This is a genomic window from Annamia dubia NIES-4383 (assembly GCF_055394725.1).
On record NZ_AP025630.1, the window covers coordinates 3,260,404 to 3,284,696 of the forward strand.

A 24,293-nucleotide genomic window follows, 5' to 3' on the forward strand; every position below is an offset into this window, starting at 1 on the left:
CCCTGATTTCTGGCAAACTAGAAAGAAGAAGAATTTTATTCAACAATTGACAATTATTAATTATCAATTGTCAATTGATAAGTTATGATTAATTATTATTGTAAATTTATCTAATTGATTAAATTAATAACAATCGAGGAAAACTGATTATGCTAATCTGTCCCCAATGTGAAGCGACAAATCCAGATAATAACAAATTTTGTCAACAATGTGGAAATTCTTTAATCAAAAAACATTGTCATGTCTGCGGGGCAAAAGTGAACTATAGTGAAGAAAACTGTTCCGAATGTGGTACATTGACAGCTACCCTCAGATGGTTAATTTTTGCTCAACCTGTTAATTTGACTACAGAAACTTTAACACAAAATACTTTAGAAACTGAATTAGTGACAGCTAAATTAACTGATTCAACGGAAAAAGATAGCCCTGTTACTGTTAGTAATGATCACATTTCTTCTCTTAATGATCTTGATGAACAAAATCTAAGTTTAAATGAACAAATCAATGATCAAACTACGGAACAAATTGATCAAGATCAAATTGAAAATCAAGAAAATCTGTTAGATAAAATATTAATTGAAGGAGATTATTTTGATAAAGGAAAGCGTTATCGTCTTCTGAGTACGGAAAGAGATACTTTACGGGCTAAATTAGAATCAACTTGTGGTAATAATTTAATAGGAATTAAAGTTGTTGATACTAGACCAGTACAAGAATCAAGATTAGATTTATTATTAAGAGAATCTCAAGAAGTAGATGAAATTAAAAGTAAATTAGCCAATAGTTTAGTTAAAGCCTATTTAGCCTTTGAAGAATATGGCTCAATCGTGCCTAGAGCTTACGATGGTTGGCAAGAGGAGGATCAAAATATTGTAATTATTGAAGATAGATCCCAATATTTAACATTAGCTGAATATGTAGCCAATGAATCTATTACTTTCCCTCATCTTTTATATTTAATGAAAGAAATGGCACGTTTGTGGAAAGATTTAGGTACATATAAATGTCGTCAAAGTTTATTTGATCACAATAATCTTTGTTTAGATGAAGATTTAACTTTCTGTTTAAAACAACTTTATCCTGATGTAGAAAATGTAGAATATGATCTTAAAGATTTAGTCAAACTATGGCAATTTTTCCTAGAAGAATCCCATCAAGAATCTGAACAATTTAATGAATTAATAGTTAAAGTTAATCAAGGAATAATTCAAACAGAAAAAGAATTATGTGAACATTTAGAAATGATTGCTTCTCAAGATTTAGATCAAGAAAATTTAACTCAAAATATGGGGGAAGATTTTGAAATTGAAATTGAAGCGGAAAATATCAATGAATCTGATTTAATTACTATTGTTAATAAAAAAGAATCTAATCCTCTTAGCTATACTAGCGAAGGGAATGATATTCCCACGATTGTTTTACCGATGCAGTTATTAAGTTTAACTGATAGTGGGATTACTGACATCGGTTCTCAACGGGATCATAATGAGGACTTTTTCGGTTTACAAACCACTATGATCACCCGTGCCAACCCTGTGGGGCGTTTAACTCAAGCTAAGGGGCTATATATTGTTTGTGATGGTATGGGCGGCCATGATGCGGGGGAGGTAGCTTCGGCCATGGCCGTAGAAAAGTTACAAAGTTATTTTAAAGTTCATTGGCAAGATGAATTTCCCGATGAAGAAATGATCAAAAATGGCATTTTGGCGGCTAATCAGGCGATTTTTGATGTTAATATGGAAAATTCTCGATCGGGTAGTGGCCGGATGGGAACAACCTTAGTGATGGCTTTAGTTCAGGATACTAAAATAGCGATCGCCCATGTGGGAGATAGTCGAGTTTATAAAATTACCCGCAAATGGGGTGCAGAACAATTAACGATCGATCATGAAGTTGGTCAAAGGGAAATTCAACGGGGAGTAGAGCCAGAAATCGCCTACGGCCGCCCTGACGCTTATCAATTAACTCAAGCTTTAGGCCCTCGGAATAATGATTTTATTCAACCGGATATTACTTTTTTAGATATTAATGAAGATACGGTATTATTATTATGTTCCGATGGTTTATGCGATAATGAATTAGTAGAAAATAATTGGGAAACTTATTTAATTCCCCTACTTAGTTCAAGGGTTAATCTTGATCACGAATTACTCAAATTAATTGATTTTGCTAATGAATATAATGGTCATGATAATATCACGGCCGTAGCTATTAGAATTAAAGTGCGTCCTAATCTTGAACAAATACCCTGACCAATGACCAGTGACCAATGATCAATCACTAAAAGATGATAACAGTAAAACAACTTGATCCAAATAATCAGACAATCCTTCAAACGTGGAACTTTGATCCTGCAACCACTGTAATTCGCATGGGAAGGGAAAAGGATAATGATATTATCATTCAAGATTATCTCGAAGTGTCTCGTTATCATGTGGAAATTCATCAACAACAGGATCAATGGCGTTTAATTAGTAAAGGCACAAACAAAACTTTTTTAAATGGTTTTCCCCTCTCTCAAGGTGCGCAAAGTTTAGTGCCGAATTTAGCCTTGATCCAGTTGGCACAAAATGGGCCGATTTTTCAATTTGAATTTGTGGCAACTCCTGTTATTCCCGTTATCAAACCCATTGGAGGGGTTACTTCCGGCCTTTGTCAACATCAAAATAATCCCCCTCAAAGTCTATTTTGTATTCATTGTGGTAAACCGATCGTCACACAAGAAGAATTTATCCGTCAATACCAAATTTTAAGGGTTTTAGGCCGGGGCGGTATGGGTACAACTTATATCGCATGGGATCAACAAGGCACGATTAAAGGTCATCCTTTGTTATTAGTTTTAAAAGAAATGAACGCTGATATGGCCAAAATTCCTAAAGCGGTTGAATTATTTGAAAGGGAAGCGAAAATTTTACATAAAATTAAACATTTGGGAGTGCCTGAATATTATGATTTTTTTATCGAAAATAATAAAAAATATTTAGCAATGGAGTTAATTCATGGGAAAAATTTAGAACAAATTGTGATTGACAAAGGTAACATTTTACCCCAACAGGCGATCGAATGGATGTTAAAAACCTGTGATATTTTAAGTTATCTTCATTCTTTTGATCCCCCTTTAGTCCATCGAGATATTAAACCTGCTAATTTAATGTTACGCAATCTTGATCAACAAATTTTATTATTAGATTTTGGCGCAGTTAAAGAAATTGGTACACCCCTTGGCACTTGTATTAGTAGTGAAGGTTTTGGATCACCTGAACAAATGAGAGGTCAACCCTGTATTCAATCAGATTTATATGCCATCGGCACAACTTTAATTTTTCTGCTCACCAGTGGCCATGCACCTCAAGAATATCAATTTTTGGTTAATAATGAAATTAAGTTTAATTTGAGTAAAATTCCCACCATTAGCGCTCAACTCAGACAAGTTATTGAAAAAGTTTGTTCTCCGAAAGTGGGCGATCGCTATCAAAGTGCGCAAGAGTTAAGCCATGCTTTAAAAAGTTGTTCCCTGTAATTGATTTTGAAGGGAAATTTGTGGATCAATTATTAAGCCGGAATTTTCACGATCGCTAATAGAAATATTAGTATGATTTTCTGGAAATAAAAGCCAACGACTGCCCAAGGCTAAATGATTTAAACTAGCGGGATCCTGAGTTAACCAGATGATCGCTAATTTGGGCATAGTGGCGATCGAAGATAATTGCCCCTCATTGGGCTGGGTTTGGGCTAATGTTTCTAAAACAACCCAGTTACCGTAAACTAAACCTGTTTTAGCCGTCCAAAGTTTAATATTCATCTGTTGACGACTACCGTAGAAATACAAAGAGGCGGCGGCGATCACCGCATTTTCAAAATTTTCACTTTGCCAGTTTGAGGCCGTATCTAAACAAATTATAATTTCTTCCCCTCCGGTAACAATTTCTAATTCTCTGACTTGTAAATCGTTAAATTTAGCGCTACTTTTCCAATGGATTAAACGGGTGGGATCCCCTTGGCGGTAAGGTCTTAAGGCTCTGGTTAAGCCTTCATTGGCATTTTGATAAAGGCGACGACTTTGTAATAATTTATTTTCATCCTGTCCAATTTGATCCATCATAGGACAGCGTTTAAGGGGCAATACTTGGGGGTAAATAATGGCTTTAGCCTTGTTTTGATGGGTTTTTGCACACCAAAATAAGCCAAAGGGTGTACCTGTGCGTAATTTAATTTGATTCCATTGGTAAACGCCCCTCTTAGGCGGCGTTAATGAGTAATTAAATCGCTTTTTATGGTAAGGGGGGATTGATTCAATCGGAGTTTTAAGAGGCTGACGAAAAAGATTTAAAGGGATTAAATCTATTATTTGTAATAAACTTTGAGTTTGATTAGTTAAATTTTCTATTTCTAATTCTAAAGTTAATTCTTCTCCCACACTTACGGGGGTAATAGGAATGCGATTTATTTTAATATTTTTAAGGGTTTGTTTTGCTAAGATTGCTGATAGAATTAAGAGGGCAAACATAAGGCCACTTAAGACATAAAGCCATCCGGCCATCGTATTAGTGGCCGCCCCAAAAAAACAAATCCCAATACTAATAATTACCCAACCTGAGTAAGATGGTGCTACCCATTTTTGTTCTAACCATTGTTGAATATGTACTAACAATGGGGCTTTTTTCTGGGGTTGAATTAATTTATTGTTTTGAATGTTGATCATAAATAATTAGTTGTTATTTAATAATAGTAAAATATTGATTTTTTTTGTCATAGTCATTAGTAAATAAATTTTAACTTTTGATCTTAACCTCAATTTTGTTATATTCAAAAATTCATTGTGATCCCCTGTTGTTAAAATGAGAATTACTGACCTCAATTATTACAACTTTCAGCCCAATTTTTAGCAAAATTAAGTATAGTTTGAACTTTAATCATAGACCCTGATTCACAATATAATCTTAACACAGGTTCCGTACCACTAAAACGAATTAATAGCCAACTATCATCTTCTAATCTGAATTTATAACCATCCTGTGTTGTACATTTAATCACTTTTTGATCGGCTATTATTGTTAAAGGTTGATCTTGTAAAGATTGTTCTAAACTTCGTCTCGTTTCTAAATCTTTTAAATGTAAATCTATGCGATCATACACCGAATTAAAGTTAGTTTTTACCCTCAATTCTTGATCTAATTGACTTAAATTTTGTCCTGATTGTACCATTGCTTCTAATACATAAAGTGCCGATAATAAAGCATCTCTTTCAGGAATATGATGGCCAAAACCAATACCCCCTGACTCCTCTCCCCCCAACAACACTTGATGATCTAACATTCTCTGGGCTATATATTTATAGCCGATCGCCGTTTCAAAGAGGGGTAAATTGTATAATTGAGCTACTTTAGTAAATAAATCAGAACTACTAACTGTTTTAATCACTTCTCCTCTTAACTCTTTTCTGTTAGCCAAATGTTCAATTAAGATCGGAATTAAGATTTGAGAACTTAAAAAATTTCCTTTTTCATCTACGGCGGCTATGCGATCACTATCACCATCAAACACAAATCCTACTTTTAAATTTTGATTATTTTTTCGATTTTCCGTGCGAATTAATCTAAAAAATTTGGATAAATATTTTGGCAATGGTTCAGGCGCACCATCATTAAATAAAGGGTTGCGATCGCTGTTAATTTCCCTGATTTTTAGCCCTAAGAGCCTTTCTAAACCACCGGAGGCCGCCCCGTGCATCACATCGGCATAAACAGTTAATTTCCCATTTGTAATAGCTGAAATAATTTGATCTAAAGCTACCTGCTGTTTTAACTGCTGACAATAACTTTGCCAAGGATCAAAAGTATCCATGAGGCCGCAAGGGCGGATAAAATCAAGATCTTTGGCTAATAAATCCTCAATTTTAGCAGTGACATCCGTATCAACCGAACCTCCAAAAGCTCCTTTTACTTTTAAGCCTAAATACTGAGCCGGATTATGACTAGCGGTTAAGACTAAAGCTCCTAAACATTTTTGAGCTTTAACGGCCCAACTCAAGGCCGGAGTGGGGGCATAACTTAGGGCTAAAGACACATCAAAACCCATTTCCTGCACGGCTTGAGCGGCTTTCTGAGCAAATTTTTCCGCCAAAAAACGCCGATCATAACCGATTAAAATACGGCGGGAAGGGGTTTGATCTCCATAGGTTTGCGCTAATATTTCCGCCGAAACTTGAGCCACTCGAAACACATTTTCAAAGGTAAATTCTTTGGCAATAATACCACGCCAACCATCAGTACCAAATTTAATTTTATCCATCATATAAATAGGGAATTAAGCAATAAAAAATAGTCAAAAATAATGCACAAAAATTTAACATTTACTTATGATTTTAAATCAATAACTATTAGTTAATAGCTATTGATTTACGGTTTTATTGATTAAGTAAAACGTCTAACTCTCCTTGATTTTCTAGGTCATGAAGATCATCACATCCTCCGATATGCTGATCATTGATAAAAATTTGCGGAACGCTAGTGCGGCCATTTGCTCTTTCTGACATTTTGCTTCTGGCTTGAGCATCTCCATCAATAGAATATTCAATAAATTCTACTCCTTTGATGTTTAAAAGGTTTTTCGCACGAATACAAAAAGGACAAGACCTCCATGTATAAATTTCTACTTTTGCTGATGTCATAATTATTTAATTATTAATTGATAATTTGTTAATAAATTGTTTTTTATTATAACCTAAAATATGAAAATGAAATTAAATTTTAAATCAAGGCTGAGGGGTTACTTAAATACCGTGACTTTTGCCAATAACCCAGTGACGGCGGAAAAAACGGGCGAGGGCTGACTCCTCAAGGGCTAGATAAATCGGTCTCCCGTGAGGGCAGGTGCGGGGATGGCGTGTCATTTTCCAGTGATTTAAAAGCTCTTGCATCTGTGGTAAGGTTAAGGGCGTACCGTTGCGGATCGCTGTACGGCAGGCCGTGGCTACCTGTGCGGTTTCTAAGTCTCCTCCCCAACTTATTTCAATAATCGCTTCTTTTTGATCTTCCCTTCCTTTTAATGCTTGGGGAATACTTAAGATTTTCCACATATTTTTACCAAAAACTTCAATTTTTAAATTTATTTTTTCTAAATTTTCTATTTGTTTAATTTTTAAATCACTTAAAATCAGAGGTTCTTCTAACTCAATTATTTGCCAATCTGCTTGTAATTTTTCAAAAATTACCCTTTCATGGGCAATATGTTGTTCAATTAACCAAATGCCGTCTGGATATTCCGCCACTATATAAGTATTTCTCAGTTGTGCGATCGCTGTTAAGGGCATTAACCCAATCTGATTTTTCTGAGTTTTATCCGTTGCTTCCACTTGATAACTGCTTGAATTTTCAGCCGCTTTTAACACCTTGTTAATCCTCTGATTATTCAGAGCATTAGGCAGGGTAATCGGACTGAGACACAGGGCTTTTTCTACGGCGATGGTAATTTGTTCTTGCCAAAATGTGAGGTTTTGGAGGTAAATTTCTGTTTTAGCCGGATGACGATTCCAGTCAACTTGATCGGGGGCAGTTTTAAGGTGTAAAAAAGCCACTGGAAAGCGATCCCGTCTTAAAGTGCGACTCATGGCCGTTAATAAAGTTTGTTCTAATTCTGGATATTTGATCATCCTACCATTAACGGCAATTTTAACCCAGTCGGGGCGAGATCGATCGCAGCGATCGGGCAATCCTAAAATTAAATTTAACTGGGAATTGGGGGCATTTGGTACAGAAATATTCAGATTTAATTCTTGTAAATCTGTGCTTTGAATTGTATTTAAAATCTGAGGAAAAATATTTTTAGCCGTATGACTAGGGGTAAGATTAAACCAAGGTTGATCATTTTTCCAAAGTCGGCAAGTAAGGTGGGGATGACACAAGGCCAGATCATAAATTAGATTTTGAATACTTTTTAATTGTTGAGGAATTTTAGGTAAATTTTTTTGTCTAACTGGATAATTCTTAAATAAATCGGAAACTATCACAATCGTCCCCGGAGCGATCGCCACTGCTTCTTCTGAGATCGCAATGCCCTTATCATAGACAAATCGCCATCCTACGGGATCGGCATCCGTCTCACAATAACTAAAAATCTCCAGTGATCCCACCTGTGCAATACTATGGAGAGCCTCCCCACGAAAACCGAGACTTTGAATATTCCACAGATCATCACGATTAAGAATTTTACTGGTATGATGGGCTTTAGCACAAAGGCGCAAGTCATCGAGATTCATGCCCGTGCCATTATCAGCAACTCTGACTTTTAAAGCGTCTGGAAATACATTGATCGCCAGACGATCAGCCCTTGCATCAAGGGCATTTTCCACTAATTCTCGCACTACCGAAGCCAGACAATCAATCACTTCTCCGGCCGCTATTAAATTAATAATTTCTAATGGTAATGCTTGAATTTTGCTCATTATTTTGATTAATTTTACTCCCAATCTATTTTAACATAAGATTGTTTAAATTTTCTTTATTTAAGTGAAAAAATATTTAAAATTTTAATCTATAATTTAATTAATCAAATTTGAGTTATTACCATTAAAATTAAATCAACAAATATGAATGAAAATCTTAAAACTAGGTTAAAAGTTGAGCAGGTAAGTTTTACCGCAAAGATTACAAAACAACTAATTTTAGATCATATTTCCTTCGACATTTTGGAGGGGGATCGCTTAGGAATTATTGGCTCATCGGGAGCGGGGAAAAGTACCTTATTAAAAATCTTAAATCGTTTACAAAATCCTACTTTTGGCTCTTTATTTTTTGAGGGAATTAATTATCAAGAAATACCTATAATTAAATTACGCCAAAATATTGTTTATGTACATCAAGAGCCGAAATTATTAGATTTACCTGTTAAAGAGGCTTTAATTTATCCCTTATTATTACAAAAATTACCAAAAAAAGAAATTATTGAAAGATTAGAAGATGGACGAGAAAAATTTAAAATTTCTCAAGAATTATTAGAGCGAAAAGAAAGTCAATTATCATTAGGGCAACGTCAATTAATTACCTTGGCTAGAGCTTTAATGATGAGGCCAAAAGTCTTATTATTAGATGAGCCTAATTCTGCTTTGGATCATGGGAAAAGTGATAATTTATTAACTATTTTACATTCACTTACTCAACAGGAAAAAACCTCAATTATTTTAATTTCACATCAAATTAATTTTTTACAAGATTTTGCCCAAAAAGTTATTTATTTAGAACAGGGTAAAATTATTAAAAGTAGTTTAATTTCTGATATTAATTGGTCAGAAATTCAGCAGAGATTAAAGGTAAATAATGAGGATGAATTTAATTTTTAAATTTACAAACTTTCTCATCGCTTTAGTAAATGTTTCCACCTATTACTTATTACTTATCACTTATTACTTATCACTTATTTAAACCACCCTTTCATTACCCCCATCAATAGGAATCTGTGCGGCCGTGGTATTTCTGAATAAATCACCACAGATTTCTGATACTAATTCAGCCACAGATTGACTCGTAACTTCCACTTTTAAAAGGTTATTTTGCTTATATTCACTAACAGTTAAACCGTAAGATTTTGCCCGATTTTCTAATACTTCATCCGTCCAAATTCCTGTGTCAAAAACACCATTTGGATGGACAGAATTGATCCGGATCCCATCTTCACCCCATTCTAAGGCCGCCACTCGCATTAATTGATTTAAAGCCGCTTTAGACGCAGAATAGGCCGCCGCACCTTTTCCGGGGGCAGGGACGTTTTTTGAGCCAATAATCACCACTCTCCCCCCCTTGGGTGCAATTTTTAAGAAGGGATGCACCTCCCTCATCAAGTTTAAATTGGCATCGAGATTAACTGCCATCACTTTACCCCAAGTTTGGGAGTCTAGCTCTTTGATCTGGCATCCTTTGGGGAAAATTCCCGCATTTAAGATCACAATATCTAAACCGCCGAAATGTCTAATCCCTTTTTCTAAAGCCTCTTTAAGCTCAGTTTCCTCTGTAAGATCGCAGGTAATACCATAAAAATTAATATTTTTGAATAAATTTTCAAGATCGGGATTGAGATCAAGGCCGATCACCGCCGCGCCCCGTTTTAAGAGGGATTCAACACAGGCTTTACCAATGCCAGAGGCCGCTCCCGTAACAAGGGCTATTTCTCCCATAAACGGCGGATTTTGACCGGATTTCTTCAATTTTGCCTGTTCCAGATCCCAATATTCCACTTGGAAAATATCACTAGCGCTTAAGCCTTGATATTGCTCCAACAAGGTGGCATTTTGAATAATATCAATGGTGTGATCATAAATATCCGCTACGATTTGAGCGTCTTTTGCGGTTTTTCCCACCGTGGCCATGCCAAAATCAGGATCTAATATTACTCTGGGAATGGGGTCTAAAATAACTTGATTTTCTTTAGAATAGGTTTGAAAATAATCTTGATAGGCTTTAATATAATTTTCTAAATTATCTTCTTGATAGCCGATCATGGGGAGTCTTTTGGTGCGAATCACATGATCGGGGGTAGCGGGTGCTTGTTGTGAGATAATACTTAAATCGTTTCTAATAGCAAAATTTAAAGTTTTACTATTAGTAAAACTTTTTATAATAACGGGAAATTTAGCTTTTTTTGATAGTTGATAACGTAATTTGGCTAAAGAATAAGCTAAATTTTGAGGTTTAATAACTGTAGATTGAACGGGTGTAATTACCTTATTTTTAACTAAATATTTTTCTGCCATTCCTACTAATTGAATCATGCGATCATAAGATTCTTGAGCAGTATTTCCAAACGAAAAAATACCATGATTCATTAATACCATGCCGATGGTATTTGCTGTTACTTGTTGGGGAAATTGTTGAGCGCAAATTTTAGCTAAATCAAAACCGGGCATAATATAGGGAATGATCACCACTAGATCGCCATAAATTTCTTTAATTCTTTCTAAACCTTTGGGGGTATTTGTAATAGTAACTACCACATCGGAGTGGGTATGATCTACATATTTATAGGGTAAAATTGCATGAAGAATTGTCTCAACTGAGGGGCTAGGGGCTGATGCAATAGTCATTTGGGTTTTTAATTCATTGACCATTTTGGGATCGGATAATGTTTCTAATTTTGCTAATTTTAATAAATGATTCATGCGCACAGGAGCAAAACCTTCTACTTCAATAGTCGCCAAATCCCAGCCACTACCTTTTACATATAAAATATCTTCTTTTTCCCCTACTAAATTAGTTTGTGTAATTTTCACTGAAGTATTACCTCCCCCATGTAATACCAAAGAGGGATCACGCCCTAATAGGCGTGATGTATAGACTCTCAGGGCTAAGTCATCTTGATATTGCTTTGCTTCTTCGTCATTCCAAAGATTTTTAATCATAATTTTAGTTAGTTAGAATATTTTTGATTAATTATATCTTAATTAATAAACCATTTGTTAAAGTAATAATAATAATACTTTTGATGCCCTTTCATAAAGTTTTTATCAATTCTGATACTTATTACTTGACTTTTGCAAGAAGTCTAATTACTGTGATGAACAGAAGCTTCACTAGATTTGGCCAAATAAATTCCTCCTAGTATAAAAATAAAGCTAATTTTAGTTACAAAATTAATAGTTTCACTAAAAATTAACCATCCTAAAACCGCACTAATAATCGGTTCAAGTAATAAAAATAAAGCCACAAAACTAGAAGAAAATTGATTAAGAGAATCAGCTAATAATCTCTGTCCTATTCCTTCTGAAATCAACCCTAAACCTATGACAGCTAACCAGACTGTGGAACTTTGCGGGAATAATTGTTGACCATCATTTAAGATAATTGGCAGTAAAATTAAACAGCTAATTATACAACGCCAAATTAAAATAGTTGTCCCATCACAATATTCTCTTAATTTCTCCACTATTAAAAAATATCCACCTCGAAAAACCGCCGATAAAATTGCACACAAATCACCTATTAAACAGGATGTTTCTAATTTTAAATCATCTACTCCCAAAAAGATTACACCTGATAAAGAGATCGCCATTCCTAACAAAAATTTATAATCAAAATGTTTATTAAATAAAAGCCAACTCCCTAAAGCAGTAAACAGAGGTGTAATATTAGTTAATAACATAGATTTAGCAATAGTTATATATTGGAGAGAATAAGTCCATAATCCTAAAGTGATCACGGATAATATCCCCATTATAATTAATAAAATCCACTCTGAATAAGATGATTTTTTAGTAATAATATTTGGCTTTGATTGGGAAAACAATATATTAAAACTACGTCCTACGCCAAAAATTAATAAAAAGATTAAGGAACGGTTAAAAACTGTGGCATCTGCGTTTAACTCTATTGCACTAAATCGAATAAAAATCGGGGCGAAAGAAATTGCAAATAAGGCAAGAAACAGATTTGAAATTGCTTTTAATGACTTAGCAGAAGTAGTAACAGATTTCGGTAATTGAGCCTGAGTCATTGTATTATTTATTTGATGTTTGATTAAACGAAATTCTTTTTTATCATTATATCTCAATCTTTGGGTAAAAGGAGCTAAATTTTCAGAATTTTGAGCAAAAATCAAGCTTTGATCATTAACACCAACAAAGTCAGGTATTTTTAAAATTCTTGACTTTTCAAAGTTAAGATTAATTTATTTTTGTAGTGATTTTAACCGCATTTTGCTATTAGTAATTAAATTAATTTATTACAGAATAATTAATAAAAATAATCGTTTAACCTTGTGTAAAAAGCTTACAATGAAGTTAAATACTAATAGCAGAAGTCTGCTCAAGCGACTTATTATTTTTAACTATAATCTTATTTTTGATTAATTTTTGATGTTTTTATCTTAAAATTAAGCAAAAACATTTATAATTAAGCATTAATAAAGAAATCATTATGTTAAATCAAATTAAAGAAATTGCTGAAAAATTAACTCCTCGTTTAATCGAAATTCGCCGTCATTTTCACGCTCACCCAGAGTTAAGTGGCCAAGAATATCAAACGGCCGCTTATGTGGCCGGCGTTTTATCTTCCTATGGGCTTCAAGTGCAAGAAGGCATCGGTAAAACGGGGGTGATCGGTCATTTATTTGGGCAGGGTACGGATCAACGCATTTTAGGGATTCGCACTGATATGGATGCACTACCGATCGAGGAACGAACAATTTTAGATTTTGCTTCCCGTCATCAGGGGATCATGCACGCCTGTGGCCATGATGTCCATACTACGGTGGGATTGGGTACGGCCATGATTTTATCCCAGTTAAGTGAGGCCATCCCCGGCCAAATCCGTTTTTTATTCCAACCGGCCGAAGAAATCGCGCAGGGTGCGAGTTGGATGGTGCAGGATGGCGCGATGCGAGGGGTTAATGCAATTTTTGGGGTTCATGTGTTTCCGTCCATTCCGGCCGGTTGTGTGGGCATTCGTTACGGGGCTTTAACAGCGGCCGCCGATGATTTAGAAATTTTTATACAAGGGGAGTCGGGGCATGGTGCGCGCCCCCATGAAGCGATCGATGCCATCTGGATAGCCTCTCAGGTGATTACGTCTTTACAACAGGCCATCAGTCGCACTCAAAACCCTTTACGGCCAATCGTTTTGACCATTGGAGAAATTAGCGGAGGCCGTGCGCCAAACGTGATCGCCGATCAGGTCAGATTGGCCGGTACAGTGCGATCGCTTCACCCTGAAACCCACGCCAATCTGCCGGATTGGGTTGAAGGCATTATCAAAAATGTCTGTCAGACTTACGGGGCAAGTTATGAAATGAATTATCGGCGGGGAGTGCCTTGCGTGCAAAATGATCCCCATTTAACCCAAATTTTAGAGCAATCAAGCCGAGAAGCCTTTGGTAATGAGGCTGTGCAGATTATACCCGAACCATCTTTAGGGGCGGAGGATTTTGCTTTATATTTACAACAAGCCCCCGGCTCTATGTTTCGTCTTGGTGTGGGGCGTTCAAATCAAATTAATCATCCTCTCCATCATCCCCAGTTTGAAATAGATGAATCTTCAATTTTTACAGGGGTTGTTACAATGGCTTATAGTGCTTATAAATATTGGCAATATCAATAAATCAGTAATAAGTATTAAGTAATAAATATTCATTTAAACTTTAATTTAACTATGCTTGAAAAATTAAGAAAAACTCAACAAAAATCAGGAGCAATCCTAGCGGCTCAGGGAAATTATCCTTTAACTTTTGGCAATGATGAGACCTTTTTGCATCAAATTAATGAACAAACTTTTGTTTATGATCGTACCCATTGGGGTTTAATTGAATTAACAGGAAATGATCGCATTAGATATTTACATAATCAAAGTACCAATGATATTAATAATTTAAAAGTTGGGCAAGGATGTGAAACAGTTTTTGTAACTTCCACCGCTCGAACTATTGATATAGTTAATGCTTATTTAACAGAAGATAGCATTTTATTATTAGTTTCTCCCCAACGCCGTCAATATTTATTAGAATGGTTAGATCGCTTTATTTTTCCGATGGATAAAGTTAGTTTAACTGATTTATCTCAAAAGTTTGCTATTTTTACTTTATTAGGGGAAAAAAGTGATCAAATTCTTGAAAAATTAGGATTTAATCAAATGATTGATCAACCAGAATATAGTCATCAAATAGTTAACTTTGAAGATCAAAAAATTAGAGTTATCTTAGGAAGTAACTTGAAACATAAAGGTTATAACTTTATTTTACCTATAGAAATTGCTGAACAATTTTGGCAAAAATTAATAGCAATAGATGTTAAACCAATGGGTGAAAATGCTTGGGAAAAATTAAGAATTTTACAAGGTAGACCCGCTCCCGATCAAGAATTAACAGAAGAATTTAACCCCTTAGAAGCTGGTTTATGGCAGACAATTTCTTTTGATAAAGGTTGTTATATTGGACAGGAAACGATCTCCCGTTTAAATACTTATCGAGGAGTAAAACAAAGACTATGGGGAATTAAACTTGATCAGTTAATTCCGGCTGGTTCAACTATTACTTTAAATGGAGAAAAAATCGGAAAGTTAACCAGTATTACAGCCACAGAAAAAGGAATATTTGGCCTTGCTTATATTCGTACTAAAGCAGGAGGTGAAGGCTTAAAAGTTACCATTGAAAATACCCAAGGAGAGGTTCTATCTGTTCCCTATTTAACACATGAATACTATACTAATTCTAAATAGTTGATAGCCAATAAATTTAAGGCTTTTATTATTGGTTATTTTTGATTGATTATTCCTAACAAAACTTTACTTTTTTTTTAAGTAAAGTATTTTCAAACTCTGGGATCAAATGTAATTGTTAATTCAATTGATTGAAAGATTTATATTAGCTTTGATCTGAAATTCAAAGCGAGATTAAAACTTAAAAGTCAAACCTCGCCTTGAATTTCACCGCTAATAATTTAAGACTGTGATAGAGATTATTATTCATAAATATTGATAATAAATATTTTCAATATTTGTCTAGTTAAGTCTTTTTTTCAGTAATTAATCACCTTGTATATAGAGTGAATGACCCAAATCTCGGTCATCACTATCTCTGATGTCATAGCCATATCCTGCACCGTCCATCGAGCCACCACCTGCTAAACGGATGATTCCCCATTCTAACTCGTCAATGACACCTTGAGATATGATGTCATTAAGAGACCCACGAGCTTCATCGGGGGTGAGCAAACGATAACCTTCGGGAGCGCCGGGATCATCTCCCTCAACCAGTAAAAAATTTAGACTCATTTTTACATAGAGTGAATGACCCAAATCTCGGTCATCACTATCTCTGATGTCATAGCCATATCCTGCACCGTCCATCGAGCCACCACCTGCTAAACGGATGATTCCCCATTCTAACTCGTCAATGATACCTTGAGATATGATGTCATTAAGAGACCCACGAGCTTCATCGGGGGTGAGTAAACGATAACCTTCGGGAGCGCCGGGATCATCTCCCTCAACCAGTAAAAAATTTAGACTCATTTTTTTATTAGTGGATAAAATTGTTAATATCTATCATATTAAACCGTGTAAAAAATGTCAAAATTGTTTTAAAAAATTATATTATGATTTAATAGATTAATAAATAATTTTCTTTAGGCATAATTAACAGGAATAACCTGATTTTGATAAAGATTATATTATATAGATTATGATATAATTTTTAATATTTCTTTAAAAAACTAACCAATTTTAGGATTATGAATAAAATTTTACTGATCGGTAATCAAGGACAATTAGGCCATGAATTAGCTAATATTTTAAGAGCTAATCAAGTAAATTTTTTGGGCATCAATCAATCAGATTTAGATTTAACTCAATCTGAATTAATTGCTCCTTTTATTGAAAATTATCAGCCAAATTTAATTATTAATTGTAGTGCCTATACTGCGGTAGATAAAGCAGAAACTGAAACGGAAAAAGCTTATTTAGTTAATGCGATCGCTCCGCAAATTTTAGCGCAAGAAACTGAAAAAATGGGGGCTAAATTAATTCATATTTCGACAGATTATGTTTTTGATGGTACTAAAAATATCCCCTATTTAGAAACAGATCAAACTAATCCTTTAGGTATTTATGGACAAACAAAATTAACAGGAGAAAAGGCAATTATTGAGCATTGTGGTAATTATTTAATTTTAAGAACTGCTTGGGTTTATGGGGTTTATGGAACGGGAAATTTTGTAAAAACGATGTTAAGATTAGGTCAAGAAAGAGAACAATTAAAAGTAGTAATAGATCAAATAGGTAGCCCAACTTGGACAAAAGATTTAGCAATGACAATTTATCAATTAATACCCCAATTAAAGCCAGAAATTAGTGGCATTTATCACTATACAAATAGTGGGGTTTGTAGTTGGTATGATTTTGCTGTAACTATTTTTGAAGAAGCAAAAAAATTAGGTTATCCCCTCAAAATTAAAGAAGTTTTACCTATTACCACCGCCGAATATCCAACCCCGGCCAAACGTCCGGCCTATTCCGTCCTATTATGTAAAAAAATATCACATTTATTAGAAAATACGCCACCTTATTGGCGTAATAGTTTACAATTAATGTTAACTGAATATTTAAAATATATTTAAAATATATTTAAACTAAAAAATAAGAAAAATTATGAAAGCATTAATTTTATCAGGTGGCAAAGGTACAAGACTTAGACCTTTAACTTATACGGGTGCAAAACAACTTGTTCCGGTGGCAAATAAGCCTATTTTATGGTATGGAATTGAAAGCATTGTTAAGGCAGGAATTACCGATATAGGTATCATTATTAGTCCAGAAACAGGTGAGGAAGTTCAGCAAAAAACAGGCGATGGGTCTTTATTTGGGGCTAAAATTACTTATATTTTGCAAGAACAACCGGCCGGTTTAGCTCATGCGGTAAAAATTGCAAAAGATAAGGGTTTTTTAGGCGATTCACCTTTTATTATGTATTTAGGTGATAACTTAATTGAAGATAATTTAAAACAATTTTTAGATGTATTTTTAGAGCAAAATCTTGATAGTTTAATCTTATTAAAAAAAGTAATTAATCCCAGTGCTTTTGGGGTGGCCAAAGTAGCAGAAAATGGTAAAATTTTAGAATTAGTTGAGAAGCCAAAAGAACCACCCTCAAATTTAGCTTTAGTGGGGGTATATTTCTTTACTAATATTATTCATCAAGCGATTAATTCAATTAAACCATCTGCCAGAGGTGAATTAGAAATTACAGATGCTATTCAATATTTAATTACTCAACAAAAAAATGTCCAAGCCAAACAGTTAACAGGTTGGTGGTTAGATACGGGGAAAAAAGATGATTTATTAGATGCTAATTGTATCATTTTAGATAGTTATTTAACATCAGAAAATCAGGGAAAAATTAACGGTAAAACGAAAATTACAGGACGAGTTTTTGTTGGTAAAAATTCACAATTGATCAATTGTACTTTAAGAGGCCCTATTATTATTGGGGAAAATTGTTACTTAGAAGATTGTTTTATTGGTGCTTATACTAGCATTGGTAATAATGTTACTTTAAAAGATATTGATATAGATCATAGTGTGATTTTAGAAGGATCAACTATTATTAATATTAATCAAAGAATTGTTGATAGTTTAATCGGCCAAAGAGCTAAAATTTCCCTAGCACCAAAACATCCTAAAGCTTTAAGTTTTTTAATTGGTGATGATTCTCAAATTGAATTAATGTAAATGGGTTATTTGTGATTAGATATTCACAAATTTATTCACAAATTGTTAGATAATTTCTAACAAAAATCTCCACCCGATCGGGCGGAGATTTTTAAATCTAAAGTTTACTTTTAGTAAACTTTAATAAATGTTTAATAAAAGTTGAATCGTAATTATTACCAACCCTTTTCGGCTTTTTCTAAAACGTAAGCCGCCACATCTTCAATCTGCTGATCAGTTAATCTTCCCCGAAAAGCGGGCATAGCTCCCTTGCCGTTGGTTACTTGATTTACAATAGCTTCAAGGCTATTGTTACCGTATCTTTCTAAATCGCTTTTCTTTAAACTTTTATTAGGCCGAACTATATTCCCGCCCCCTAGGTGACAAGAAGCACAGATAGCACTAAAAATTTTAGCACCACTAGCGGCATTACCTGCTAAAGCGGGACTATTAAAGCTCAAGAACACGGTCATTACAGCTACTAAAACAAAAGCTAGAAATTTCTTCATGGATTGTTTTCTATCTCCAAAAATGTTCATTTTAAATTTTAATATTATCTTAAATTCTGTTCAACAATTATAAATAATTGTCAATTATCCATAACTATCAATTAATAAAAAATAAACTTTTTAGGGGTGAACGGCCGTTCACCCCTACGGTTCTTGATAGTATAAATTTATTACTACCAACCTTTTTCAGCTTGTCCTAAAACGTAGGTAGCCACATCTTCAATCTGCTGAGGTTTTAATCTTGCTCCAAAAGCGGGCATAGCTCCATTGCCCTTGGTTACTTGAATTACAATAGCTTCAATACTGTCTTTGCCATATTTTTGTAAATCGGCTTTGCTTAAAGTTTTAGCAGGGTTAACAAGATTTTTGCCCCCTAAGTGACATTGCGCACAGTTAGCAGAAAAAACTTTAGCACCATTATCGGCATCACCTGCTAAAGCCGGACTATTAAAGCTGAAGAACACGGTCATTACAGCTACTAAGACAAAAGCTAGAATTTTTTTCATGGATTGTTCTGTATCTCCAAAAATTTTTGATTTTAAATTGCGATATTACTATTAATTGTGCCAAAAAACAAGTTTTAAACGGATTAAAAATCAAAATAAAAACTTGGGAATTGGGCATCTGAATTATATCAGAAAAGTTAAATTTTAAAGATTTTTGTAATATTTATTTACATCCGGCAGTCCTAAATTGATTGTTGTAACAAAAACCTTAACACTTTTGTTATTAGTTATTGGTTATTTTTAACAAGACTTTAGCATTTTTTTTATCTTTTATTTTTTAATATTGGTATTACTAAAAAATTAGATCTATTTTAATCAATTTGAGCGCATGGGCATAAATGAATTAATTGACAATTTTGACAGTTTGGTTGACGTGCTTTACAGACGGCTCTACCATGATAAATTAAACGAATTGACCAATTTTCCCAGTCAGGTTGAGGCAATAAAGCCATAAGATCCCGTTCAATTTTGACGGGATCTGTATTCTCTGTTAATCCTAAACGATTACTTAAACGCTTAACATGGGTATCTACTGTTACTCCTTGAATTTTACCAAAACCATGGGCTAAAACTACATTAGCTGTTTTACGAGCGACTCCGGCTAATGTTAATAATTCTTCCATTGTTTGAGGTACTTCGCCGTTAAATTCAGTAACAATTTTTTGACAAGCATTTTGAATATTTTTGGCTTTATTGCGATAAAATCCAGTTGAACGAATGAGGTTTTCTATTTCCTGTCGATCGGCTTTGGCTAAAGTTTGCGCAGTGGGAAATTTTTTAAATAATTCAGGTGTAACTTGATTGACTCTTTCATCAGTACATTGGGCGGATAAAATTGTGGCTACTAATAATTGTACTTGACTTTGATAATTTAAACTACAAGTAGCATCTGGATATAACTTTTTTAATATTATTAATATTTCTAAAGCTCGTTGTTTTTTGGTTGCTCTTTTTCTGGTAATACTCATAAATTTTTATGGTTAATTTGTTGAAGCCAAAAGTTGGGAATTTTAAAAAATACCCAACTTTTTAAAATTTATTTTTTCGGCCAATCCCAATTTTGAATAACTTTTTGATTACTTCTAGCTATTACTAAAGCGTTATCTTCCACATCTTTAGTAATAGTTGATCCGGCCGCAACTGTAACATTTTCACCGAGTTTAATTGGAGCAACTAAAACACTATTAGCTCCGGTTTTTGTCCCTTGGCCAATTTCTGTTTTATGTTTATTAACTCCGTCATAATTAGCAGTAATTGTTCCCGCTCCAATATTAACATTATTGGCTAAATTTGCATCACCTAAATAAGCTAAATGTGCCGCATTTGTTTGATCGCCAATAGTTGATTTTTTCACCTCAACAAAATTACCAATTCGACAAGATTGACCAATATTAGCTTCACCTCTAATATGACAAAAAGGCCCGATTGTTGTATTAGAATTAATTTGACTATCGCTAATAACTGAATAAATTACAGTGACATTTTCCCCTATTTTACTATTAGTAATTAAACTGCCTGGCCCAATTTTTGAACCCTTAGCAATAGTGGTATTTCCTCTTAAATGAGTTTGGGGTTCAATAATCACATCAGGCTCAATGATCACCGTATCTTCAATAGTAATACTATCAGGATCAATTATGGTAACACCTTCTTTCATCCAATGATTTTTAACTCGCATTTGTAAAATTTGAGAGGCTTCTGCTAGTTGAAGACGATCATTAATACCTGATATTTCTAAATAATCTTCAACGTCAACGGCCATCACTTTATCTAAGAAGTGAACCACATCGGTTAAATAATATTCATTTTGATCATTATCAGCACTTAATTTTGGTAAAATTTGGGCTAATTTTTCCCAGTTAAAACAATAAATGCCCCCATTAACTCGATTATTTTGTTTTTGAGCATCGTTACAATCCCGATCTTCAACAATTTGAGTTACATAGTTATTACTATCACAAAAAACCCGTCCATAACCTTTGGGATTGGGTAATTGAGCGGTTAATAATGTAGCATCATTATTAAACTTTTGATGAATTTCTAATAATCGTTTTAAAGTTTCATTGCGTAATAAAGGAACATCTCCATTTAATACAAATAAATCACCTTTAAAACTTTCTAAATGGGGGATTAATTGTTGAATTGCGTGACCAGTTCCTAATTGTTCTGTTTGGTTTACAAATTCAATTTTAGAGTTAAGAGATAGGGCATTTTTAACTTGATTTGCCTGATAACCAACTATTACTAATTGTCTAGTAGGTTGCATCAATTCACAACTATCTAAAACTCTTTCAACTAGGGTTTTTGCACCTAATTTATGTAAGACTTTAGGCAACTCAGATTTCATCCGAGTTCCTTTTCCTGCGGCTAAAATTGCTACGGCTACCATGAATTTTATCTATTTTCAGTTGACTCGATCGCATTATATCACCATAGTTGTCCTAATATCAATTTGATAAAGTTAAATGTGAAAATCTTAGTTTTGTCAAAATAAAAGCCTTTACTGTGAAAAAATCAAGGAAATACCAATTAAATTTAAAGTTGTTTGGGGCGAGGTTGCATTAATTTTTAAACCAAAAAGTTTAAACTAAATTAAAATTTTTAGTCGGATAAAATTAAGCATTACTTAAAGATTTTCTATCAATGTTATCGCTTCTAAAACACCATTTTTATAATTAAAATTAGGTTTAAATTTTAGATTTTGTAATAAATAATTGGCTTCTGTCATAACTTGTTTTAGATTAGTTGCTATTTTTATTTGATTATTCCCTGTGTCAATTATTCTTTTAATTCGCATTAATTGACGATCATAAAGTCGTGGTTGTGGTAAAACAATTAAGGGAATATTTAAAGCAATTACTTCGGAAATAGTATTATAACCTCCGCCACCAATGACAAGATCAGCTATGGGTAATAGATCGATCGCAGGATAATAAAAATAACAAATTTTAGGGGGACAATTTTTAGGTTTAATAGGGCTGATCATTCTAATAGTATAGTTAGTATTAGATGATAAAAGATTAGCAATTTCACCATAAATTTCTAATTCTTCAATTTGACCTGATGCTAAAATAATAATAACTTTTTGTTCGGGTAATTTATTAATTTTAAGTAAAGAATAAGCTTGATTTTTAGGTATTAATTGATCAGAATTTTTAATTAACCAAGGTGGGGTAAAATGACTATTAGGAAAATTAGCAAAAGGTAAATTATTTCCTTTCTCTGGAATTAAAATTAAATCATAATTTTTTTTAACAAATTCCTCAATATTTTTTAGTTTAATATAACGGGGATTAAGATCACGATGAATTAATATTTTCTTGACTGTTAACAGTGATAAAATTTGTGTTAATTCTCCCCCTAAACCTCTAGGAAATGTATCTACAATTAAACAATTATAATCATTTTTTAAAATTATTGTCCTAATTTGTTGAGTAATCAAATTAATGTTTTCTTGAGAATTAAGAAAGAAAATATTAATTTGATTTAGTTGATTAATATAATTATTAATATAGGGAAAATAGGGGCTATTAATAATTAGTTGAACTTGTGTTTTTTTTGTTAATAATTGTGCCAAACTTAAACATCTATTTAGATGCCCCCATCCGCCCCCTAAACCATAAATTAAATAAGTCAAAATAGTTATTGTTTATTGTTTATTGTTTATTCGTTATTGATAGCACAAGGATCTTGCTTGTTAAGTATTAATTATTTATTATCAATTAATTGATTATTAATTAATTCAACTTGCCCCCATATTTTGTTCAAAATCATGATCTCTTTCGTCATCAAAAGCATTACCATCTGCTTCCGTAAAATCAGAATGATGGTGATGGGAATGATAGGAATGACGATGGCTATAATAATCATAACCCCAACTATCAAATCGATCATAATAACCATAATTTGGGTAATAATTATAATCAGATTTGTAGGGGTTTGATTGAGTTTGACATTGTTGACAATATTGACTTCCAGCTACCACTGGCCGCCCACAACGCCGTTTAATTAAAAAGCCAATTTGATTAAGACAACCTTCATTTTTTTCAACTTTTTTCCCTTGATTAACTTTAATTTCAACAGACCCTAATTTAATTATATCACCATCAAATAAAGTGCTACTAGATAAAGCAATATTATTAATATAAATCAAAGCTTCGCTTTGTTGACTAATAATAATTTGATTATTATTTTCTTCAATTAAACCATGAAAACCTAAAATACTATTATCTTTAATAATTGCTTTATTAACCTTAATTTCATTAATTTGATCGGGTATTTTAGCAGAATTACTACCTAAAGCAATAGGGGTTTCTAAGATAAAATTTTGTTGATTTCCAGTCAAATTTTCAGTCCAACTTAATTGAATTTTCATGGCTTATTTTCCTCCTGATAATTGTAAAGCATAAGCTAAACCTGCTTGTTGAGATTGAGTTAATAAATCAAAGCCAAAACAAGCCATTGCAATGGGCAAAAATTGATCTTTTGTTGATAAAATGTTTTTGTCTAAACTATCTCTTAAAGAGATTTTACCATCTTTATTTTTAATTTTATGTAACGATTGTTTATTGGGTGATTCTATTTCAAAACCATAGTCTCTTTTTTTAATCCGATAAACTTCTTTATTATCACCAGTTTCTAACTTATAATCACCATCATTTTGTAATCTTAAAATGAAAAGTTCTGACTTTTGACTGGGATCTTCTAACTTCCAATAACCCGCTTTTGTTACCACATATCCTAATACTTTATCATTCCCATCTTTAATTTTAATTTTCCCAGTTTGATCTTTAGTTAAACGGGCAATTTCTTTGCCATTTGCCCCTTCTAATTTTGCCCCATCTTCTTTTGGTTTAAGGGTAAAAGCTTCATTTCCATTCTCTAGTTTAAATTTAACTTTATTAGTTAAATTATTAATATTTTGAGGAGTTTGAGCAGTGGGAGATTGATTTTCAGAAGTTACTACGGGAGTAGAAACTTGTTTATTATTACAACTAATTAGTAATAAATTAAAACAGAATAAAGGAATTAAAATTAATAAAGATTTTTTCATAATTTTAAAAGATTTTTTGTGCAGAAGATTAATAAAAAAATAA

General features: G+C 33.3%; 21 protein-coding genes. 7 read left to right on the forward strand and 14 right to left on the reverse strand.

Features of this window, described 5'->3' with window-relative positions:
* Positions 1-149 precede the first annotated feature (149 nt).
* The gene (locus Anndu_RS14700) at positions 150-2,252 is read left to right on the forward strand and encodes a serine/threonine phosphatase (RefSeq protein WP_464101904.1); all 2,103 of its coding nucleotides are present in this window, start codon (positions 150-152) and stop codon (positions 2,250-2,252) included.
* 35 nt (positions 2,253-2,287) lie between these two features.
* Complete coding sequence (locus tag Anndu_RS14705) at positions 2,288-3,520, forward strand: protein kinase domain-containing protein (RefSeq protein WP_464101905.1); 1,233 nt, start codon at positions 2,288-2,290, stop codon at positions 3,518-3,520.
* On the opposite strand, the gene Anndu_RS14710 is transcribed toward Anndu_RS14705, so the two are convergent.
* The 4 genes from Anndu_RS14710 to mutL form a co-directional block, all read right to left on the reverse strand.
* Positions 3,500-4,639, reverse strand: coding sequence for a DUF58 domain-containing protein (locus Anndu_RS14710; RefSeq protein WP_464104115.1), 1,140 nt, complete (start codon positions 4,637-4,639; stop codon positions 3,500-3,502). The two genes, Anndu_RS14705 and Anndu_RS14710, sit on opposite strands and share 21 nt — an antisense overlap.
* Positions 4,640-4,854: 215 nt before the next feature.
* On the reverse strand, positions 4,855-6,291 hold the full coding sequence (locus Anndu_RS14715; protein WP_464104116.1) for a phosphoglucomutase/phosphomannomutase family protein: 1,437 nt from the start codon (positions 6,289-6,291) through the stop codon (positions 4,855-4,857).
* Between the two features lie 115 nt (positions 6,292-6,406).
* A complete protein-coding gene (gene grxC / locus Anndu_RS14720) occupies positions 6,407-6,670 on the reverse strand; it encodes a glutaredoxin 3 (RefSeq protein ID WP_464101906.1) in 264 nt (87 codons plus the stop codon).
* A gap of 102 nt (positions 6,671-6,772) precedes the next feature.
* Positions 6,773-8,446: a DNA mismatch repair endonuclease MutL gene (gene mutL, locus Anndu_RS14725; RefSeq protein ID WP_464104117.1), complete on the reverse strand. Its 1,674-nt coding sequence runs from the start codon at positions 8,444-8,446 to the stop codon at positions 6,773-6,775.
* 141 nt (positions 8,447-8,587) lie between these two features.
* On the opposite strand from mutL, the gene Anndu_RS14730 reads away from it, so the two are divergent.
* Positions 8,588-9,337, forward strand: a complete 750-nt coding sequence (locus tag Anndu_RS14730) for an ABC transporter ATP-binding protein (RefSeq protein WP_464101907.1) — start codon at positions 8,588-8,590, stop codon at positions 9,335-9,337.
* Between the two features lie 78 nt (positions 9,338-9,415).
* Here Anndu_RS14730 and Anndu_RS14735 read toward each other — a convergent pair whose 3' ends face one another.
* Together Anndu_RS14735 and Anndu_RS14740 are read right to left on the reverse strand one after the other, a co-directional pair.
* Positions 9,416-11,386 carry a bifunctional aldolase/short-chain dehydrogenase gene (locus Anndu_RS14735; RefSeq protein ID WP_464104118.1) on the reverse strand — a complete coding sequence of 657 codons (1,971 nt, stop codon included), beginning with the start codon at positions 11,384-11,386 and terminating at the stop codon, positions 9,416-9,418.
* 146 nt (positions 11,387-11,532) lie between these two features.
* Positions 11,533-12,585 (reverse strand): DMT family transporter, encoded by a 1,053-nt coding sequence (locus tag Anndu_RS14740; protein ID WP_464101908.1) that lies wholly within the window; start codon positions 12,583-12,585, stop codon positions 11,533-11,535.
* Between the two features lie 317 nt (positions 12,586-12,902).
* Between Anndu_RS14740 and Anndu_RS14745 the strand changes: the two genes are divergently transcribed.
* Complete coding sequence (locus Anndu_RS14745) at positions 12,903-14,081, forward strand: M20 family metallopeptidase (protein ID WP_464101909.1); 1,179 nt, start codon at positions 12,903-12,905, stop codon at positions 14,079-14,081.
* 51 nt (positions 14,082-14,132) lie between these two features.
* Positions 14,133-15,194 (forward strand): CAF17-like 4Fe-4S cluster assembly/insertion protein YgfZ, encoded by a 1,062-nt coding sequence (gene ygfZ, locus Anndu_RS14750; protein WP_464101910.1) that lies wholly within the window; start codon positions 14,133-14,135, stop codon positions 15,192-15,194.
* Between the two features lie 306 nt (positions 15,195-15,500).
* Here ygfZ and Anndu_RS14755 read toward each other — a convergent pair whose 3' ends face one another.
* Entirely contained in the window at positions 15,501-15,989 is a 489-nt protein-coding gene (locus tag Anndu_RS14755; protein ID WP_464101911.1) for a hypothetical protein, read from the reverse strand.
* 218 nt (positions 15,990-16,207) lie between these two features.
* Here Anndu_RS14755 and rfbD point away from each other — a divergent pair, with 218 nt between their 5' ends.
* Both rfbD and Anndu_RS14765 read left to right on the forward strand, forming a co-directional pair.
* Entirely contained in the window at positions 16,208-17,092 is an 885-nt protein-coding gene (rfbD, locus tag Anndu_RS14760) for a dTDP-4-dehydrorhamnose reductase (protein WP_464101912.1), read from the forward strand.
* Between the two features lie 31 nt (positions 17,093-17,123).
* Entirely contained in the window at positions 17,124-18,203 is a 1,080-nt protein-coding gene (locus Anndu_RS14765; RefSeq protein WP_464101913.1) for a glucose-1-phosphate thymidylyltransferase, read from the forward strand.
* Positions 18,204-18,358: 155 nt separating this feature from the next.
* Here the strand turns inward: Anndu_RS14765 and petJ (Anndu_RS14770) are convergent, their stop codons facing one another.
* From petJ (Anndu_RS14770) to Anndu_RS14800, 7 genes are all read right to left on the reverse strand, one after another.
* A complete protein-coding gene (petJ, locus tag Anndu_RS14770; RefSeq protein ID WP_464104119.1) occupies positions 18,359-18,691 on the reverse strand; it encodes a cytochrome c6 PetJ in 333 nt (110 codons plus the stop codon).
* Positions 18,692-18,864: 173 nt separating this feature from the next.
* The gene (gene petJ, locus Anndu_RS14775) at positions 18,865-19,197 is read right to left on the reverse strand and encodes a cytochrome c6 PetJ (protein ID WP_464101914.1); all 333 of its coding nucleotides are present in this window, start codon (positions 19,195-19,197) and stop codon (positions 18,865-18,867) included.
* Between the two features lie 311 nt (positions 19,198-19,508).
* Positions 19,509-20,165 (reverse strand): endonuclease III, encoded by a 657-nt coding sequence (gene nth / locus Anndu_RS14780; RefSeq protein WP_464101915.1) that lies wholly within the window; start codon positions 20,163-20,165, stop codon positions 19,509-19,511.
* A gap of 68 nt (positions 20,166-20,233) precedes the next feature.
* Positions 20,234-21,586, reverse strand: a complete 1,353-nt coding sequence (glmU, locus tag Anndu_RS14785) for a bifunctional UDP-N-acetylglucosamine diphosphorylase/glucosamine-1-phosphate N-acetyltransferase GlmU (RefSeq protein ID WP_464101916.1) — start codon at positions 21,584-21,586, stop codon at positions 20,234-20,236.
* A 237-nt stretch (positions 21,587-21,823) separates the two neighbouring features.
* On the reverse strand, positions 21,824-22,834 hold the full coding sequence (locus Anndu_RS14790) for a glycosyltransferase (RefSeq protein ID WP_464101917.1): 1,011 nt from the start codon (positions 22,832-22,834) through the stop codon (positions 21,824-21,826).
* 105 nt (positions 22,835-22,939) lie between these two features.
* On the reverse strand, positions 22,940-23,572 hold the full coding sequence (locus tag Anndu_RS14795) for an FHA domain-containing protein (protein WP_464101918.1): 633 nt from the start codon (positions 23,570-23,572) through the stop codon (positions 22,940-22,942).
* Positions 23,573-23,575: 3 nt separating this feature from the next.
* A complete protein-coding gene (locus Anndu_RS14800) occupies positions 23,576-24,250 on the reverse strand; it encodes a hypothetical protein (protein ID WP_464101919.1) in 675 nt (224 codons plus the stop codon).
* Positions 24,251-24,293 lie beyond the last annotated feature (43 nt).

Bases quoted from the DNA above. Each gene is read 5' to 3' on its own strand.
- Anndu_RS14700 (WP_464101904.1), top strand. From the start codon at position 150: ATGCTAATCTGTCCCCAATGTGAAGCGACAAATCCAGATAATAACAAA.
- Anndu_RS14705 (WP_464101905.1), top strand. From the start codon at position 2,288: ATGATAACAGTAAAACAACTTGATCCAAATAATCAGACAATCCTTCAA.
- Anndu_RS14715 (WP_464104116.1), bottom strand. From the start codon at position 6,291: ATGGATAAAATTAAATTTGGTACTGATGGTTGGCGTGGTATTATTGCC.
- grxC (WP_464101906.1), bottom strand. From the start codon at position 6,670: ATGACATCAGCAAAAGTAGAAATTTATACATGGAGGTCTTGTCCTTTT.
- Anndu_RS14730 (WP_464101907.1), top strand. From the start codon at position 8,588: ATGAATGAAAATCTTAAAACTAGGTTAAAAGTTGAGCAGGTAAGTTTT.
- Anndu_RS14745 (WP_464101909.1), top strand. From the start codon at position 12,903: ATGTTAAATCAAATTAAAGAAATTGCTGAAAAATTAACTCCTCGTTTA.
- ygfZ (WP_464101910.1), top strand. From the start codon at position 14,133: ATGCTTGAAAAATTAAGAAAAACTCAACAAAAATCAGGAGCAATCCTA.
- Anndu_RS14755 (WP_464101911.1), bottom strand. From the start codon at position 15,989: ATGAGTCTAAATTTTTTACTGGTTGAGGGAGATGATCCCGGCGCTCCC.
- rfbD (WP_464101912.1), top strand. From the start codon at position 16,208: ATGAATAAAATTTTACTGATCGGTAATCAAGGACAATTAGGCCATGAA.
- Anndu_RS14765 (WP_464101913.1), top strand. From the start codon at position 17,124: ATGAAAGCATTAATTTTATCAGGTGGCAAAGGTACAAGACTTAGACCT.
- petJ (WP_464104119.1), bottom strand. From the start codon at position 18,691: ATGAAGAAATTTCTAGCTTTTGTTTTAGTAGCTGTAATGACCGTGTTC.
- petJ (WP_464101914.1), bottom strand. From the start codon at position 19,197: ATGAAAAAAATTCTAGCTTTTGTCTTAGTAGCTGTAATGACCGTGTTC.
- nth (WP_464101915.1), bottom strand. From the start codon at position 20,165: ATGAGTATTACCAGAAAAAGAGCAACCAAAAAACAACGAGCTTTAGAA.
- glmU (WP_464101916.1), bottom strand. From the start codon at position 21,586: ATGGTAGCCGTAGCAATTTTAGCCGCAGGAAAAGGAACTCGGATGAAA.
- Anndu_RS14795 (WP_464101918.1), bottom strand. From the start codon at position 23,572: ATGAAAATTCAATTAAGTTGGACTGAAAATTTGACTGGAAATCAACAA.
- Anndu_RS14800 (WP_464101919.1), bottom strand. From the start codon at position 24,250: ATGAAAAAATCTTTATTAATTTTAATTCCTTTATTCTGTTTTAATTTA.